Source organism: Polynucleobacter sp. (assembly GCF_040400325.1).
GTDB lineage: Bacteria > Pseudomonadota > Gammaproteobacteria > Burkholderiales > Burkholderiaceae > Polynucleobacter.
This window is the reverse complement of sequence record NZ_JBBAQK010000002.1, coordinates 1-16,589: the sequence shown is the minus strand read 5'-3', so window position 1 is coordinate 16,589 and position 16,589 is coordinate 1. Positions and strand designations below refer to the sequence as shown.

General features: G+C 43.1%; 17 protein-coding genes, 1 other RNA gene and 1 pseudogene. 5 read left to right on the top strand and 14 right to left on the bottom strand.

The features are described from left to right. Window positions 1-22: 22 nt before the first annotated feature. The 11 genes from surE to dnaX all read right to left on the bottom strand — a co-directional run bounded on the left by surE (window position 23) and on the right by dnaX (window position 12,160). Window positions 23-826, bottom strand: a complete 804-nt coding sequence (gene surE / locus ABWP14_RS02825; RefSeq protein WP_353201469.1) for a 5'/3'-nucleotidase SurE — start codon at window positions 824-826, stop codon at window positions 23-25. Window positions 827-849: 23 nt separating this feature from the next. Beyond that, window positions 850-3,921: an efflux RND transporter permease subunit gene (locus ABWP14_RS02820; RefSeq protein ID WP_353201621.1), complete on the bottom strand. Its 3,072-nt coding sequence runs from the start codon at window positions 3,919-3,921 to the stop codon at window positions 850-852. A 6-nt stretch (window positions 3,922-3,927) separates the two neighbouring features. Then, window positions 3,928-5,202: an efflux RND transporter periplasmic adaptor subunit gene (locus ABWP14_RS02815; RefSeq protein WP_353201468.1), complete on the bottom strand. Its 1,275-nt coding sequence runs from the start codon at window positions 5,200-5,202 to the stop codon at window positions 3,928-3,930. Window positions 5,203-5,208: 6 nt separating this feature from the next. Continuing rightward, window positions 5,209-6,720 (bottom strand): TolC family protein, encoded by a 1,512-nt coding sequence (locus ABWP14_RS02810; RefSeq protein ID WP_353201467.1) that lies wholly within the window; start codon window positions 6,718-6,720, stop codon window positions 5,209-5,211. A gap of 209 nt (window positions 6,721-6,929) precedes the next feature. Continuing rightward, on the bottom strand, window positions 6,930-8,345 hold the full coding sequence (locus ABWP14_RS02805) for a carbohydrate porin (protein ID WP_353201466.1): 1,416 nt from the start codon (window positions 8,343-8,345) through the stop codon (window positions 6,930-6,932). Window positions 8,346-8,603: 258 nt separating this feature from the next. Continuing rightward, a complete protein-coding gene (locus ABWP14_RS02800) occupies window positions 8,604-8,870 on the bottom strand; it encodes a type II toxin-antitoxin system RelB/DinJ family antitoxin (RefSeq protein ID WP_502930132.1) in 267 nt (88 codons plus the stop codon). 92 nt (window positions 8,871-8,962) lie between these two features. Further along, complete coding sequence (locus ABWP14_RS02795; RefSeq protein ID WP_353201464.1) at window positions 8,963-9,235, bottom strand: type II toxin-antitoxin system RelE/ParE family toxin; 273 nt, start codon at window positions 9,233-9,235, stop codon at window positions 8,963-8,965. Beyond that, on the bottom strand, window positions 9,232-9,450 hold the full coding sequence (locus tag ABWP14_RS02790) for a TA system antitoxin ParD family protein (protein WP_353201463.1): 219 nt from the start codon (window positions 9,448-9,450) through the stop codon (window positions 9,232-9,234). The genes ABWP14_RS02795 and ABWP14_RS02790 overlap by 4 nt, the downstream gene beginning before the upstream one ends. An 82-nt stretch (window positions 9,451-9,532) precedes the next feature. Next, a complete protein-coding gene (gene recR, locus ABWP14_RS02785) occupies window positions 9,533-10,147 on the bottom strand; it encodes a recombination mediator RecR (RefSeq protein WP_353201462.1) in 615 nt (204 codons plus the stop codon). Between the two features lie 13 nt (window positions 10,148-10,160). After that, window positions 10,161-10,484 (bottom strand): YbaB/EbfC family nucleoid-associated protein, encoded by a 324-nt coding sequence (locus tag ABWP14_RS02780; protein WP_353201461.1) that lies wholly within the window; start codon window positions 10,482-10,484, stop codon window positions 10,161-10,163. A 53-nt stretch (window positions 10,485-10,537) separates the two neighbouring features. Then, the gene (dnaX, locus tag ABWP14_RS02775) at window positions 10,538-12,160 is read right to left on the bottom strand and encodes a DNA polymerase III subunit gamma/tau (protein WP_353201460.1); all 1,623 of its coding nucleotides are present in this window, start codon (window positions 12,158-12,160) and stop codon (window positions 10,538-10,540) included. A gap of 32 nt (window positions 12,161-12,192) precedes the next feature. On the opposite strand from dnaX, the gene ffs reads away from it, so the two are divergent. The 3 genes from ffs to ABWP14_RS02760 all read left to right on the top strand — a co-directional run bounded on the left by ffs (window position 12,193) and on the right by ABWP14_RS02760 (window position 14,063). Then, an RNA gene (ffs, locus tag ABWP14_RS02770) (signal recognition particle sRNA small type) lies at window positions 12,193-12,291 on the top strand. Window positions 12,292-12,794: 503 nt separating this feature from the next. Then, window positions 12,795-13,139, top strand: a complete 345-nt coding sequence (locus tag ABWP14_RS02765; protein ID WP_353201459.1) for a hypothetical protein — start codon at window positions 12,795-12,797, stop codon at window positions 13,137-13,139. 102 nt (window positions 13,140-13,241) lie between these two features. Next, on the top strand, window positions 13,242-14,063 hold the full coding sequence (locus tag ABWP14_RS02760; protein ID WP_353201458.1) for a hypothetical protein: 822 nt from the start codon (window positions 13,242-13,244) through the stop codon (window positions 14,061-14,063). A gap of 43 nt (window positions 14,064-14,106) precedes the next feature. On the opposite strand, the gene ABWP14_RS02755 is transcribed toward ABWP14_RS02760, so the two are convergent. The 3 genes from ABWP14_RS02755 to ABWP14_RS02745 all read right to left on the bottom strand — a co-directional run bounded on the left by ABWP14_RS02755 (window position 14,107) and on the right by ABWP14_RS02745 (window position 15,321). Further along, on the bottom strand, window positions 14,107-14,307 hold the full coding sequence (locus ABWP14_RS02755; RefSeq protein ID WP_353201457.1) for a hypothetical protein: 201 nt from the start codon (window positions 14,305-14,307) through the stop codon (window positions 14,107-14,109). A 122-nt stretch (window positions 14,308-14,429) separates the two neighbouring features. After that, entirely contained in the window at window positions 14,430-14,669 is a 240-nt protein-coding gene (locus tag ABWP14_RS02750; RefSeq protein WP_353201456.1) for a hypothetical protein, read from the bottom strand. A gap of 22 nt (window positions 14,670-14,691) precedes the next feature. Further along, entirely contained in the window at window positions 14,692-15,321 is a 630-nt protein-coding gene (locus ABWP14_RS02745) for a nucleotidyltransferase domain-containing protein (protein WP_353201455.1), read from the bottom strand. A gap of 275 nt (window positions 15,322-15,596) precedes the next feature. Here ABWP14_RS02745 and ABWP14_RS02740 point away from each other — a divergent pair. Then, window positions 15,597-15,770, top strand: a pseudogene (locus ABWP14_RS02740) (BrnT family toxin); the annotation flags it as partial. Further along, window positions 15,745-16,023 carry a BrnA antitoxin family protein gene (locus ABWP14_RS02735; RefSeq protein WP_353201454.1) on the top strand — a complete coding sequence of 93 codons (279 nt, stop codon included), beginning with the start codon at window positions 15,745-15,747 and terminating at the stop codon, window positions 16,021-16,023. The pseudogene ABWP14_RS02740 and the gene ABWP14_RS02735, both read left to right, overlap by 26 nt. Window positions 16,024-16,589: the final 566 nt, after the last annotated feature.

The following is a 16,589-nucleotide window of genomic DNA, read 5'->3' as shown; positions in this document are numbered from 1 at the left end:
GCAAAACGTTCTGTTGGAGCCTTCAACCGCGATCCCAGCCATTAGCACGCATCGCTGCTAAACGAGCATGGTGCGTTAAGTCTAATTGCATGGGCGTAATGGAGATACAGCCCTCATCAATCGCATGAAAGTCAGTTCCCTCAGAGTTATCTTTGACATGCCCTGCTGCACCGATCCAATAGATCTTGTCACCGCGCGGACTATCTTGCACTACCACTGGTTGAGAATGATGGCGATTACCCAGGCGCGTTACACGCCAGCGATAGAGCTCAGCATAAGGACGATTGGGAATATTGACATTGAGTAATGTAGCGGTGCCATCCTGACGTGCTAATTGTGGGCTAGCTAAATTGGAGACTAGCATTTGCGCCACTACATCATGCGCGGCTTTGGCAGCATCATCAATCCGATTCCAGCCTCGGTCAATTTGTGAAAATGCAATTCCGGGGACGCCGAACATCACGCCTTCTACGGCGGCGGCTACGGTACCAGAATATAAAACATCCTCGCCCATATTCTCACCTTGATTGATGCCTGAGATGACCAAGTCAGGCTTTTGTTCCAAGAAGCCGGTCATCGCTACGTGCACGCAGTCCGTTGGGGTGCCATTGATAAAAAAGAAGCCATCGCGCTCACCACCAGCCACACGGTGAATCGATAGAGGCCTAGATAGTGTTAATGAATTAGAGGCTCCACTATGATTTTGCTCAGGAGCAATCACAGTGATGCGCCCCAATGGACGAACAGCTTCGACTAAAGCCAAGAGGCCAGGGGCTAGATAGCCATCATCATTAGAAACCAAGATATGGGGCTGATGAATACTCATAACTTCGATACACTTTCGGTTAATTAAATATTACTTGCTCGAGTTAAGGCGCGCCCTCTAAACCAGCCATAAATCACCGGCAATACCAAAAGAGTCAAAATCGTTGTAGTCACCATACCGCCAACAATCACGAGTGCTAATGGACGCTGTGCTTCTGAGCCAATCGATTGAGATAAGGCAGCAGGCAAGAGTCCTAAGCCCGAAAGCATGGCAGTCATCAGAACAGGGCGAACACGTAATGCGGCTCCTTCCACCATGACATCTTTCATCTTGCTATGCTCATCAGCGCTTGCTTTATTAATAAAAGAAATGAGAATGACCCCGTCTTGGATTGCAATACCAAAGAGCGATAAAAAACCAAAGAAGGCTGAAATACTTAAGGTCTCCCCCGCTAAGTGCAAAGCAATCACTCCGCCAATCGCAGCAAATGGGACATTAATCATCACAATGAAGGCATCTCGGAAGTTACCAAAGGCGCTGACTAGCAATAGGAAAATACCCAATAAAGCTAAAGGCACAATCAGCATCAGCTTCTTCTGTGCTTGCTTCATCTGATTGAACTGACCATCCCAGCTAATCGAATAATTTGGAGGCAAAGTGATATTTTTCTCAACCAAAAATTGCGCATCCTCGACGGCACTACCCAAATCGCGATTACGTACGCTAAATTTAATTGCAATATACCTTTTACCAGCTTCACGATAAATAAAGAATGGGCCATCGGACAGCTGCACCGTAGCAACCATCGATAAAGGAATGGCCTTACCATCAGGTGCATCTACTAATAAACGGCTGACATCGGCCACATCATTACGACTACCTTCATTTAAGCGAATAGCAATACCAAAAGTCTTCTCGTCCTCAAGCAGGCTAGTAACCGCAGTTCCACCAATAGCATTTGCTACCAGTGTCTGTACATCATTAACATTAATACCATAGCGAGCAGCTCTGTCGCGATCAATTTGAATATTCAAGGTTGGCTGGCCCAGCTCTTTCAAAATACCTTCATCAGCAACACCCCGGACTTTTTTGAGTTGGGCAAGGACTTCATGCGCCTTTTGATCTAGCACTTCAAGATCGGTACCGTAAATCTTGACAGAATTTTCACCTTTCACTCCTGATAAAGCTTCGTTCACGTTATCTTGAATATATTGCGAGAAGCTATAAGTGATACCAGGGATCTTATTTAACTCGGTCTCTAGATGCGCAATCAAATCCTTCTTAGTTACACCGGAAGGCATCTTGTCAGGACTCTTTAAATACAAACCATATTCCTGGTTAAATACTCCGGTTGAATCAGTACCATCATCAGGGCGTCCAATTTGTACGGCAACCTTATCAATGTCAGGTTGCTTAATAAAGGTTTCTCGTAGTTGATTTGCCACCTTCACGGAGTAATCAAGATCTACCGTATTAGGCAAGGTGACGCGTAACCAAATATTGTTTTCTTCTAAAGTTGGTAAGAAGGCAGTTCCTAAACGGGTCATGCTCAGTAGCGTTAGCCCAAGTACAAATACGGCTACTGAGAAGACTGTTAATGGGCGATCCATCCATCTTCTGAGCAAAGGTTTATAACCATTGAGAATCTTGGTTATAAATGAAGGTGGCTTATGCGTAAGACTTTCACCAAAGACCAAAGAAACCATCGCGGGCAAGAAGGTCAGGCTTAAAACCATGGCAGCGATTAAGGCAAAGCCCATCGTAAAGGCCATCGGTTTAAAAATAATGCCTTCTACGCCACCCATAAAAAATAATGGGGAATAGGCAACGATGATAATGGCCGTTGAATAAATCATTGCGCGCTGAACTTCGCTGGTAGCCTGAATAATGCTTTGGTTTAAGCGCTTACCACCCTCCTCTAAATGACGCATGACGTTTTCTGTCAGGATCACCGCTGAATCCACAATTACACCAAAGTCAATTGCGCCCAGAGAAATCAAGTTTGCTGGCACGCTCCATAAGTGCATCTGAATAAAAGAGACGCAAAGTGCTAAAGGAATGACCGCAGCTACTACTGCAGCAGCACGCAGATTACCCAGGAAAATAAACAACACCCCAAGCACTAATGAGATACCAAAAAATAGTGTGTGCTTAACCGTTCCAATCGTAATATCGAGTAATACCTGACGGTCATAGAAAGGCTTTATTTCGATGCCAGGAGGAAGCACATGTTTATTAATATTATTGACAGTATTGTGAACGCGCGCCAATACTTCTGTCGCATTCTCACCGCGACGTAAATACACAATCCCTTCAACTGAGTCGGCGTTCTCATTAAATTGGAACATACCTAAACGTGGCGCATTTCCAATTTGTACTTTTGCGACATCGCCAATCCGAATGGGAACACCACCATTGAGAGTGATGACGACTTGTTTAATATCCTCGATATTTTTTAAAAGACCAACACCGCGCACTACAAACTGCTGCTCACCACTAGGCAAAAGTCCACCGCCAGTATTGCTATTGGCATTAGTCAGAGCAGCAATCATCTGGTTGATGGTGATGCCCTTAGCCTGCAAGCTTTCAGGGCTGACAATCACTTGATATTGACGAACCCCGCCGCCAAAAGAGGAAACATCTGCTACACCAGGAGTTTGTTTGAGCTCCTTATAGATCTCATAGTTTTGTAAGGTTTTGAGTCGTCTTGATGAAGCGTAATCAGAGCGTACTTCATAGCGCATGATCTCGCCAGTTGCATCAGAATCTGGGCTGATACTCGAGTTGACCCCAGGAGGAAAATCCACTTTTCCCAAACTAGTAATAAAGATTTGACGTGCCTTGAAGGGATCGGTAGTGTCATTAAATTTTAAAGTGACGACCGATAAACCAAATAGCGATACCGAACGAAAAGCTTGTAAACCAGGAATACCGGCTAAGGCATTTTCTACTGGAATCGTGACTTGTTGCTCCACTTCCGTAGTGCTTCGGCCGGGCCACTGAGAAATCGCCTGGATAGTCAGTGGTGCAACGCCAGGATATGGCTGAATCGGCAACTTGCTCAAACTGAACATGCCTAAGCCGAGCAAAACAATTGAAGCGAATATAACAATCACTCGCTTCTCAATAACCCCGCGAATAAAGGAGGTCAAAATGCTCACTTAGTCCTCCTGCTTGGCAAAACGATCGTTCAGAAGAACCGCACCTTCAGCCAATATCTGCCAGCCTGGTTCAATGCCTTCAGTAATGGCAAAAGTCTTACTATTTAAGTCATAGCCTTTAACTTGAATGCGCCTAAAGGTTTCAGGTCCAACTCTAATGATGGCAAATCGCGCTTCGCGAATACGGACAATGGCAGTTTGTGGCACTACGATGGCATCGGCAGTTCCTGTTGTCAATAGTCCAGAAACGAACATATCTGGTCGCAAGAGATTATCTGTATTTTCTACATCAGCACGAATTAATAAAGTGCGCGTTTGTGGATCGACCGCTGGCGCAATGTAATTGGCATAAGCGACAAACTCTTTATCAGGATAAGCCTCCAGACGTAAAATAATTTTCTGGCCAGGCTTAATCATCCTAAAGTCTTGCTCAAAGATATTGCCCAAGAACCATAGTTGCTTAGGATCAGCCAAGGTTGCGATCACATCACCTGAATTGACTGCTGTACCTGGCTCTACATTACGTTTGACCACTACACCCTTTAAAGGTGAGCGCATAACTAAATTGGGCTGAGTCTTGCCTGAACTTTCAATAGCCTTAATATCACTATCACTAGCTCCAAGATTTCGCATGCGGTTAGCCGCGGCATCCTGTGTGAAATGTGCATCGTCTAACAAATCAGTCATGGCCTTATTCGAAACGAAGACCTTAGAAATTTTGGATGACAGTAAATATTCTTGCTGAGCAGATATAAATTCAGGGCTATAGAGCTCTACGACAGGAGACCCAACATTGACTTGAGCGCCTTCGAAGGCATAAATACGCTCGACCCTACCTGGCGCGCGCGCTGACAATACTTTAGATTTTTCTGCATTAAAGGCAATTCTTCCGGGGACCTTAATATCAATGGGTACTTGAACTTTTACAGCCGATTGAAAGATATAAATTTCAGGGTTGAGTTTGATACCTGGAAGATTAAGCTCAACAATGCCACTCTTCTCAACTTTAAGTGCTTTATCAGAAGCCTCAATTTTGACCATACGGTTAACGTTAGTCACCCGGCCCAATACGATGCCCAGTGAGAGAATAGCAAAAGCAACTGCCAACAAACGAACACGATTACGATTTGTTGGGCTGAGATTCCAATACAAACCAGCAAGGCCTGCAAGAGCAATTTTTGAATGGCGTGAGCCATGATGCACGCCATTATGCAAATGGGGCTTTAGCTTTTCATAAAAGCGCTTCATTTGCGTCAGAATCTTATTAATCAACACTGCTCCTTAAAAAGGCTCTTTGCCTGCAGAAACATACAAAACCGCCTGGGCTTGCATGAGATTACTCTCAGCTTGCGCCAAAGCAATCTCTAAGTTACGCAATTGTGTCTGCGCAGTCAATAAATCATTAAATCCTTGGCCATTATTTGAGTATTGAGTGAGGCCCACTCTGTAGGCCGCCTCTGCCTGGGGAACTTGGCGGTCTCTCAAAAACTGGGTTTGATTTTTGGCCTGCTCATAAACAGCATAGGCCGTGTTAACACCCAAGACAATTTGCTGACGATAAGAAATATTGCCAGCCTCAGCGGCCGCTTGACTCCGCTGCGCCTGCTCTACTCCATATCTTTCTTTGGTAAAGAAATATAAAGGAATAATGAGGTCGAACTCTAGTTGATAAAACATCGTGCTGTTATTCGATGCGAATGGTCCACGCGGAGTATATGAAGATCCAATCACCTGAAAATCTGGCAAATAGGCTTTCTTAGCTAAATCAACACCTTTGCGAGCTGCCTCGAGTTGCAATGCAGAGCTCTTGAGAGTCGGGTGACTCGTCTCTGCGTAATCTTCAAGCTCCAATAAGGTGGGTACATTACTTATGGCACGACGGACATCTGCACGCAAGATTAATTTTTCTCTGGCGTGACGCCCCACCAAGGTATTAATGCTTTTAATGGCTACGTCTAACTGGCGCTCGGCATTAAATTGATCAGCTTGTGCTGCACTTTGCGCTACTTGCGCATTGAGATATTCCACATAAGCAGCGGAGTTATTGGAATAACGGGCTTTTGCTACGTTCTTAGTCATTTCTAGGCGAATCACGGATTCTTTTAAAACCTGCAATTGCTTTTGCGAGGCTAAAGCGCTAAAGAACAGAGATGAGAGTTGCGCGCCTAACTGTAAATAGCTTGCCTCACTTTGCGCTAATAGCGCTTCTGCATTGGTATTGGCAATGTCAGAAGCCAAACTTCTCTTTCCTGGAAACTGAAAGGGTTGCGCTATAGAAATAGAATTGTTATTGCTAATCCCGCCAGGGTACTGAGTAGTTGGTGCATTAGCACCCCCAAGTGCCAATGGTGAGTTTGACGGCATACCTGACCATACGAAACCTACTTGTGGATTTGCAGGTGCTGCAATTTGAGGAACGGTCGCCTTGGCAGATAAATAAGATTCGCGTAAGGAAGCTAACTGCGGATTATTTAATTTGAGCTCATTCCAGAGTTGACGCAGGTCCATCTCTGAAGGACCCGTAGAAGCTGCCTTGGTATAAATTTTAGGAGTATTAGCTGAATCGACTGGCAGCAATGACTCTATTTGCTTGTTAGATTGGTTGCCAGCAGTCTTTGCCCCAATAGTAGGAGGCATGCCTAGTGGATTGCTTTGATCAGGCTGAACTCGAACTGTTCCAGAGCTAGAGCTCTGCTCACCTGTTTGTGCCAATACTGGAAAACAATAGGCGCTAAAAACAAAAGTAGTGATTGCCAGTTTGGCCATCCTTTTGAAAGCTCTTACAGTACTCATTTTGCGTTGGTTAAGAATCAACAAATGCTGCTACCTCTAAATCAGTCAAAAGCTGTTTTTATAGCCCCTGATACTGTTTATGATCATTCCAATACCCATTACAGGGAGATCTGAAGATTATAGGGTAGAAAAGATAAAAGTCGAATTATCGACAATACCTATCTCATTGATTCTAACGATAATAATGAAACTTCAAGTCATCAAATAACTTAAAACTCAGCATGAATCCTAAAGGAAAGGATGCTGACTGGTCCGCGGGCAGAGTTATAAGCAGGATTGCTGATGTACTGAAAGTTCAAACCAGCTAAGACATTTTTAACAACTGCAGCATTGTAGTAAAGCTCTGCAATGCGCTCAGGGCGATAACTAATGGCCTTACCTGGTCCCGCATAATCACCAATGAAATAGGAAACGCCGCCTGCTTGTAAATAATTTTTACGATTATTAGACAATCCGTTTTGCATCATCGAAATACCAATACTGTCACTAGGACGACTCCAGCTTGTGCCATTCATACCTAGTCCAACAGAGATAGAGTTATCTGCCTCAGTAAAAGACATGGTCTCGGTGTGACCATCAGAGGTAAATGCGCGGCCATAAATTCCCAAGTCATGGGTCAAGGCTTGCTCCCCATGAATTCCAATACCCGTCTTATATTGATAGTTAGTTCGGACATTATTAATAGCTTGCGTGCCTTGGGCATTATTAGCATTGACGTAATTGGTCGCATCCTGAAAGCGAGCCAAAATCATTTTGTTGCGGTAAGCCAGTACGCTCACCTTTCCTGGTAACTTCCCAATATGGTGCTGACGTTCAATTTCTGCTTGATCACCATAGGCATTAAAAATTTGCCAGTTCAAATCACGGCCATTCGGATTTTTGGGAGCCAGCATCCGCGATGCACGCATCACCCAATGATCCAAATACCATTCCCCCGCCAAGCCCCAGCTATAACCACGCGCATTAGCAGCATAGTCATACGCTAGATATGTCATATTGCCCCAGTTCATAAACTGAATTCGGGGATCTTTGGCATAGCGACTGTCATCAAAGATATCTAGTGTAGAAAATTGGCCGCCTGTTATGATTACACGATTACTACTAACAGTTTGGGTAATTTGATTGGCTTCATTTTCTAAGAGAACTTTATCGCCCTCTTGATTAATAGTTTGACGTACAAATGCGCGTGCAGAATAAAACTTCGCCTGCGCACCACTCGCTTTAGTTCCTTCGCCGTTGGTAAATCCGCCCAAACCTACCAAACCAGAAAATGCTACCCCAGAGATTACTTCAGGGTTAAAGTACACATCGGTGTTTGGCGCCACACGTGCACCAAAAAATAAAGTTCCAGACCAGGTGTAGCTCATCGAATTGATGGCCGACAAACTATTTTCACCAGAATAAGCAGAGTTGAAGTTGTTGTAACGCTGATTAATATAAGTTGATTGGCCATGGAGATTTACTGGTAAGCCCCATAAATCGCTTTCTGTAGGAAGACCATCAATCGGCGATGCGAAGCTAGCAATTTGGTCAGCGCCCGACCCTGCCCTCTGCGCGAACGCATAGGCACTAAGTAAAGTGCAAATAATGCTCAGCAGGAGAGTTAGATATATCTTGCGGGTCATTCACGATTTCTGATTGGGTTACCAACAATTACATGGCAACAGGCCGATAGAGAAAAACTGGCAGCTCACAGCTTGAGATTGAAGCCCAAGGGTAGCGCAAGCTAAATTATCCCCAAAAAAGAATTGTTTACCTAGTCTTTATGTCGAATTAGTGACGAATTGGGCGGAAGATTGCCTCAAAACAACTTAAGCAAATGCTTTTTTTATCTTAAATTTGTATGCATACCCTTGAAGTTTCTTTTAAATACCAGGGATCTTTCAAGCATCCGCATGCAAATCCGCCATTAATGCTTTCCTTGTTTTAAAACGCTTGCCTCCTCCAGACTCAAGCTCAGCAATTGCTTTTTTGGTTGTGGCATTAGGCACCTTAACCGTAAAGGGCAGTTGCTTCTCATCTGCAATTTGCAACATTAGTAATCGTATTGCATCGGAAATGGTCAAACCGATCGCCTCAAGGACATCCGATGCTCGATTTTTAGTAGCCATATCGATCTTGGCACTTACATAGGCATCTGAAATAGCCATCACCCTTCTCCACTTAATCCTAAAATAAATTTGCAATCGCATTAAGACTACATTTTAATAAAAAGTAGTCAATAGTCTCGTTAATGCCGATCCTAGCGTTTCAAATCGCGATAGAAGTTTTCATGGACTCCATATCCCGTCAACACGAGTTGACTTCCATCTAGACTTACCGAGTAAGCCAATAGCATTTGCTGCTGAAGATATCTAAATTTAATGACCTGAATACCTGATAGGTCACCTTTTTTCATTTCACCTTTAAATGGATTGGCAATGATAGACTTCACCGCGCTATCAAGAGACTTTTTCTCGGCAGGTGATATTTTTTTAATTGATCGATCGAATCGAGGAGTGGTTGAAACGATCATCCAAATTTATACAGCTTAAGGTTTCCAGCCTTAACTTCTTCAATACTTACCAGCATATCCTGAAGCATTTGAACCGGTAAATCAGGGTTCTCTTCTGCTACTTTACCCAACCGAGCCCAGTATTCAATTTGCCTGGGAACGGAGCGGTGCATTGCCTGCGCATAAGGCTTGGCATCCTCCACCAAGCGATCAGATAACTTAATAGCAATAGACATGATTTAGCCCCCCTTGAATAGGTGCTAATTTAACACAAAAAGTTGCATATTGCAACCTTTTTGGATTACTAGATATTAGGAACTAACGGCGATCCATCAGCGCTCTGGCTAAGGTACCAGCATCGACGTACTCTAGTTCGCCTCCGACTGGTATACCTCTGGCAATTCTGGTGACTTTGATACCCTTCACTTTGAGCACTTCACCAATGTAATGGGCAGTGGCCTCGCCTTCGCTAGTGAAGTTTGTCGCTAGTACTACCTCCCGAATAGCTACGCCCGTATCGGGAGTTTCAATACGAGCTAGTAGGCGATCGAAATGAATTTCATTGGGGCCCATGCCATCTAAGGGTGAGATACGCCCCATCAATACAAAATAGTTACCCTTAAAGCTAAGTGTTTGCTCGACCATCACTTGATCAGCTGGCGTCTCAACAATGCACAGTAAGGATGGGTCACGACGATCGTCTGAACAGGTAATACAGATTTGTGTTTCTGAAAAAGTATTACAACGGGCACAGTGGCCCACAGTTTCAACTGCTTCGCCTAAAGATTGGGCAAGTACGGCAGCTCCATTACGGTCATGCTGCAGTAGATAAAACGCCATACGCTGTGCAGACTTAGGCCCTACCCCCGGCAGTACTCGCAATGCTTCGATCAGACGACCGAGTGCATCTTGTGGTGCTTCCTGACGTGCCATTAGATTGGTATCTTTAGAAAGGTAACTTAAAGCCAGGGGGCATTGGCATACCAGCGGTAGCACCTGACATCATTTGCCCACTAGCCGCTTCTACTTGCTTAAATGCCTCGGTATAGGCAGTGACGATCAGATCTTCTAACATCTCACGATCATCCATTGCATCTGGATCAATTTGTACACGCTTGAGTTCGTATTTGCCAGAGATGGTTACTTTGACTAAGCCACCTGCGGCTTGACCTGTAACTTCAAGCGCAGCTAATTGCTCTTGCGCTACTTTCATCTTTTCTTGCATCTGCTGCGCCTGTTTCATGAGGCCAGCAAGTCCACCTTTCATCATCGTATTTTTTCCTTAATGACTATGAATCAATTGAAATAATTTATTAAATAAAACTACAGAGGTTTTACAGAGCCGCCGACTACTGTGGCACCAAACTCTTTTTGTAACTGCTGAATAAAAGGATCGGCTGCAATCATTTGCTCAGCATTCATCCGCTTTTCTTGATGAATCTGCGCATCAACCTTTGCAACTGTTTTACCCTCAACCTGACCTTTTTCAATCACGATCTTTACTGGTTTACCAAAGTGAGCAGTCAGCGCATCTGCTAAACGGGCAATAGAAGCATCAGAGGCCAATTGAGGCATCGGTGTCACGATGGTGGCTTTGACACCAGAGACTGAATCTACCCAATCTTGCAACTCTGTCTGAAATGCTAACTGCTGCACCATTCCTTTTACTGGCAACTGACGCATTAAGGCATGCCAATCTGGACGCTCTGCAGCAACAGCTGTACTTGCTGGTGCTGAAGCTGATGCAGCCTTCGTTACTGGCGCAGGCAAGGGTTTAGATACAGGAGTGGCTGCTGGGCGGGCGCTCGCTACAGGCGGTGCAGACGGTGCTGCTGAGCCACCTGAACCACCGGGGCGAAAAGCAAGCATGCGTAATAAGGTCATCGCAAAGCCGGTTTGCTCATCTGGTGCAAGCGATAGGTCAGGGCGACTGGTAATCGTAATTTGATAGAAAAGCTGCGCTTCTTCTTTTGTCAGTTGTGTTACTAAGCGACGGATCTCAGCCGCTTCAGGCCAATCATCTAATACTGACTCAGGAACTACTTGAGCTGCAGCAATCTTTTGTAACAAACTAGATAAATCTTGCAAGGCTAATGAGAAAGACATGCTGCGCTCACCCATCTCATTAGCAACTGCTAAGAGACTGGCGCCATCTTTTGCTATTAAGCAATCCAGAATCCGAATCAGATAAGCATCATCTAGTGTACCGAGCATGCCGCGCACCGATTCTTCACTTACTTTTCCTGCTGCATAAGCAATTGCTTGATCAGTTAGTGATAAAGCGTCACGCATCGAACCTTGTGCAGCCTTTGCAAGAACACGTAATGCATTGAGTTCGTATGCTACCTTTTCAGCGGCAAGGACTTTTTCTAAATGCTCAACAATCAGTGCCACTGGCATTTGCTTGAGGTTGAACTGCAAGCAACGAGACAAAATCGTCACAGGAATCTTTTGGGGATCAGTCGTCGCCAGAATGAATTTGATGTGCTCTGGTGGCTCTTCTAGGGTTTTAAGCAAGGCATTAAATGCTGGTGGACTTAGCATATGCACCTCGTCAATCATGTATACCTTGTAGCGTGCATTAGCAGGTGCATAAGCAGCCTTCTCAAGCAAGTCGCGAATATCATCAATACCGCGATTACTAGCAGCGTCCATCTCTACATAGTCAACAAAACGTCCTTGATCAATGCCGATACAAGCTGGGCATTTACCGCAAGGCTGTGAGGTCATACCACCTTTGCCATCTTCACCAGTACAGTTGAGCGCTTTAGCCATAATGCGAGCAATCGTGGTCTTACCGACTCCACGAGTGCCAGTAAAGAGCCACGCATGGTGCAAACGGCCTTGATCCAAGGCATGACTTAAAGCCTTGACCACATGGTCTTGACCGAGCAATTCTGCGAAGGTTTTGGGGCGCCAGGAGCGGGCCAATGCTAGTGCTGTCATGTCATCCATTCTAACAAGCTAAAATGGAATTGGACGGGCCTCCCCGCATGGTGGGTTGGATAACCTGGTCAGGTCGGGAACGGAGCAGCCAAACCCAATTTCTGCCAGTGCCGGGGGTCAGGCTCGTCCACTCTTTTCTTGTTTTTATGGGCCCCATAACCTATCACTCTAAGAGTGATACCGAAAACAAGGACCCTCATCTATGGCAGTTATTGATGAGAGCGGCCTAGGTCGCAAATAGTCCTTGAGGATATGAAGCTTGTCATGTCTTATTAAAAGATTATTTAAAGACAAACTATTTTTACTATAAGTAAATACAAAATCACCATCTCGTCGTTAATTCAAAAATCTAATCAAGAAAGAAGACTTAATCCTCACCTTATCTTTCTTGTCTAAGTTTTGATAGCAGCATTACATTTAATTTTGATCAGTATCTACTGTACAAAAACACAGTAGCTATAAATATTTGAACTTGTTTTAGTTAAGCTCAATTTATGAGCTGTTAACTAATTAATCTACTCAGACCCAGAAAGCCGATGGGAAATAGATAACCTAACTATGCATAGTTAATGACTTAACTTTCATTCTATTTCTTTTATAGATTTTTTTATAAACAGTCTTTATACCTATACGGATGAGAAAAGTGCACGGTAAAAACATCGACAAACTTATTGAGCTACGGGAAATACTCAATCAGCAACTCTACTCCGGTCATTCCTTAATTACATATGATTTGATACTTGATGTTTTAAAGGCGCATATACAGGACAGGAATCTCACCATCAAAGAATTGTGTACTGGATCGATCAGAAGTACTCTGAATACTAGAAAGCATATCAATCTTCTGATTGATGATGGTTGGATAGTTTTAACAAATGGCGTTCATGACAAGCGCCATCGAATTGTGAAAGCAACAGATAAATTGATTCATTTGGTTGATGGTTTATTAGATTCTGGTGCAATTGATATCTTAAAATAATAAAACTATGCATTCTTAATATGCATAAATTTAGGTTTCGATTTAACTTGTTTTAAAAAGTAGAAGCATCAATACTTAAATCATCATTAACAGGGGGTTTGAATGAAAAAATTAACTAGTCTTTTAGTATTAGCAGGTGTAGCTACTTTTTCTAGTCTGCCAGTCAAGGCACAATCAAAATCTGATGCGCTAAAAACACAAACTACCAATCAAATCGGCTTAACAGTCTCAAGCTATTCGTATGAAGAGCCTAGTTTAAATGTCAAGATGGATGCCACCAACGTTGGCATTGAGTATTTAGGAACTTACGCTTTTAAGAATAACTGGTATATCTTGGGCGAGTTTGACTACAACAACGGCCCTGTTAGCTATAGTGGCTCTGGAACGGCAAGCGGCATCCCGCAGTACTACTACAACCTTAAAGCAGCGGTTGGATATGATTTTGCTTTTGATGGCTTTGTGATCTCGCCCTATATCGGACTGGGATATCGCTTCTTAGATCAATCTCTTGGCGGCACTACAACATCAACTGGCGCCAAGGGTTACGATAGACAAAGTACCTACAACTACATTCCGATTGGCGCAATACATCGCTTTGCTGTGAACGATAACAAAGCGAAAATTGAAACCATACTTGAATATAATTATTTAATGTCTGGCAATCAATATAGCGGATTAGGATCAGTAAATCCCTATATAGGCAATCAAAATAATGCCCAAAATTCTGGTTACGGGGTTAATCTAACCATTCTCTATAAGCAAGACAATTGGGGATTTGGCCCGTACTATAAGTATTGGAACATCCAAGACTCACAAACCAATACAGGTAGTTTTGTCGCTGGCGGAAGAGGCTATACCTATAGTGTTATGGAGCCTGCCAATACAACTAACGAGTATGGGATTAAGCTAACCTATTCTTTCTAAATGCAAATATTTACCTACAGATCGACGTGATCTGATTGATGCGCTAAGCCCTTATTAATAAGGGCTTTTTGCTTTTTGTCCCCCTTCTATGCTCTTGTAATTTCCTAGTAAAGGCAGCCCTTCCTTCATTCTCAGAAACTATCTTTCCATCGATAGCCCATACACCACGCTTTAAATCTTCTGCCGTTATTTCAGGGGCATCATCAGGATCATGCCATTCAGGGTTTAAATTACCTGCACTCATATCTGGATGATGCTTTTCTGAACAAGCTTTAATAAAGTTTCAGCCTGTGTAATTACATCAGACGTCAATGCATCAGAAACAATATCCCCTGAATAGTCGATCGCATTTCTTTGCTTACGCAGTTAGTCTAATAAAATAACGGTAGTGTTATCTAGACCTACCGTTAAAGGTGATGCCTGAATCATCAGCTGTTGATGTCCTTGCTTACTAGTGAGCACTCGATAGCCCTTCGCCTGTAATGCAGCATTGGCCAATTGCATAATGGCCTTATAAGCCAAATCAAAACGGCTTTCATTACTCAGGGTATTGAGTTTGGCATCTTGTAAGCTTGATTGGGCGGCTTCTAGTAGCCTTTGAATCATTAAGTTATTGAGTTCTATTGAATCAAGACTGATTCCGATTAAGTTTTTTAGATTGATGGGAAGCCTCATGAATTTGGAGTTGTTGTTCATTTCCAATGATGAAGAGTTTTGTTTTACTCAATACATCATGGACGAAGGCTCCATTATCTTGCATCAACTTCTGCCACTCTTTAACTGTAAAAATCTTGGGGTAAATTTCTCTTCCCAACTGCTCTTGCAATGGATGCATTTGAGAGACTACTTCTGCATAAGTGAGCTCTCCAATCAACATTAGATCAATATCACTTTTAGCATTTACATTACCTCTTGCTACTGATCCAAATACAAATGCACTTTGTATTTTTTCACTTAAAGGTAATAAGCCACTCATCAATACATCAACTAAGCCACTTGTCTTTCGTAAAACATTAGCGAGGTCTTCATAGATAGGACACTCTCGATTTGCCTGGTAATGATTTTGATTGCCTACTTTTTTAACAGTTAACAAACCTACTTCCAACAACTTATCGAGTTCACGTTTTAGTGTGCCGGGTATGGTTGATGTAAGTCGTGCAATTTCGCGTAAATAGTAGGTACGCTCAGGATGGAGCAGAAGTAAACCCAACACGCGACTGCGATAGTCTGTAAAGAGAACGGATGAGAGTGTTGTCATAGACAATATATTACATTAATGTTGCTTTATTGGCAACTATAGTAGCTTTTTAGGCTACTTATTGATGTAGTTCTAATTTCTTCAAATTAAAGATACATAAGTGTTAAAAGTAATTTAATTGTATTTACAATATAATTGTTGTATGATTTATTGTAAGTATAATTTGCTTGGTGAAAATCACTTTTGACCCCTCAAAAAACGCACTTAACATCTCGGAACGACAACTGCCCTTTACTAGGGTCGCCGAATTCAAATAGGATAGCGCTGTTTTTAAAGAGGATGTTCGTAAGAATTACCCCGAGCGCAGATATGTAGCAATTGGTTATCTTGATAAACGCTTGCACGTAATGTGCTTCTCGGAAACTGACCTAGGCATTCGAGTCATTAGTTTTCGCAAAGCCAACAAAAGGGAGGGGCTAGATTATGAACAAAAAATTACCACTAATTAATGAAGAAGGCGAAGTTAGGGAGCTAACTCGCGAAGACATGGCGCTATTTAAGCCAGCAATAGAAGTGTTGCCCCCTTCCTTGTTAAAAAAGCTCGGTGTACGTGGACCACAAAAAACGGCAAAGAAGGTTGTAACGACTATTAGGCTATCGCCTGATGTTCTAGAAAAATTTAAGGCTACCGGTAATGGCTGGCAAACACGTATTGATAAATCTTTACGACAGTTTATAAATGAACATCCAATTCCAAATTGAATTGATTTGGAATTGGATTTCTGAAGCTTAATTATAGAATCCGTAGCACTCTCAGGACCCCCCAAATCATCCAAATAAAGAGCAAGACCAGGACAGTTCTTGCGTCTAGGGAAATTCTAAATAGTTGTAATTGCTTGTGGCAGCACTCAATAGAAACTCGCAAACTGAATCCTCCTTATGTAGAAAGATTCAGCGTAGAGCTTTAAGTAATTAAAGCCTAGAGATTAAGGATGAATTGGGTGTGGGAAAGGCTTTCACCTTCCCCGCCCCTAAATCAGAATTGTTAGTTTTTTACTTCTGTGAATCTGAATTTCTGCCCTGCGTTACTTTCTTACGCATATAGGCTGGCTTGATATTTTCAAACTCCATTGAAAATACTACTGAGTCATCTAAGCTCGCTACTCGGTTCTTTGAACTGCTGTCAATTTAGGTCCACTACCAAAGAGAGTTTTTCTATAGTAAATCATTGCAGCAACATGGGTTGATTTTGTATTATTTGGGGTACTTGGGTTTGGGGTGCTGGTGGCCTGTAACCGAGTGCACTATGGGGCCGTTCATGGTTATAG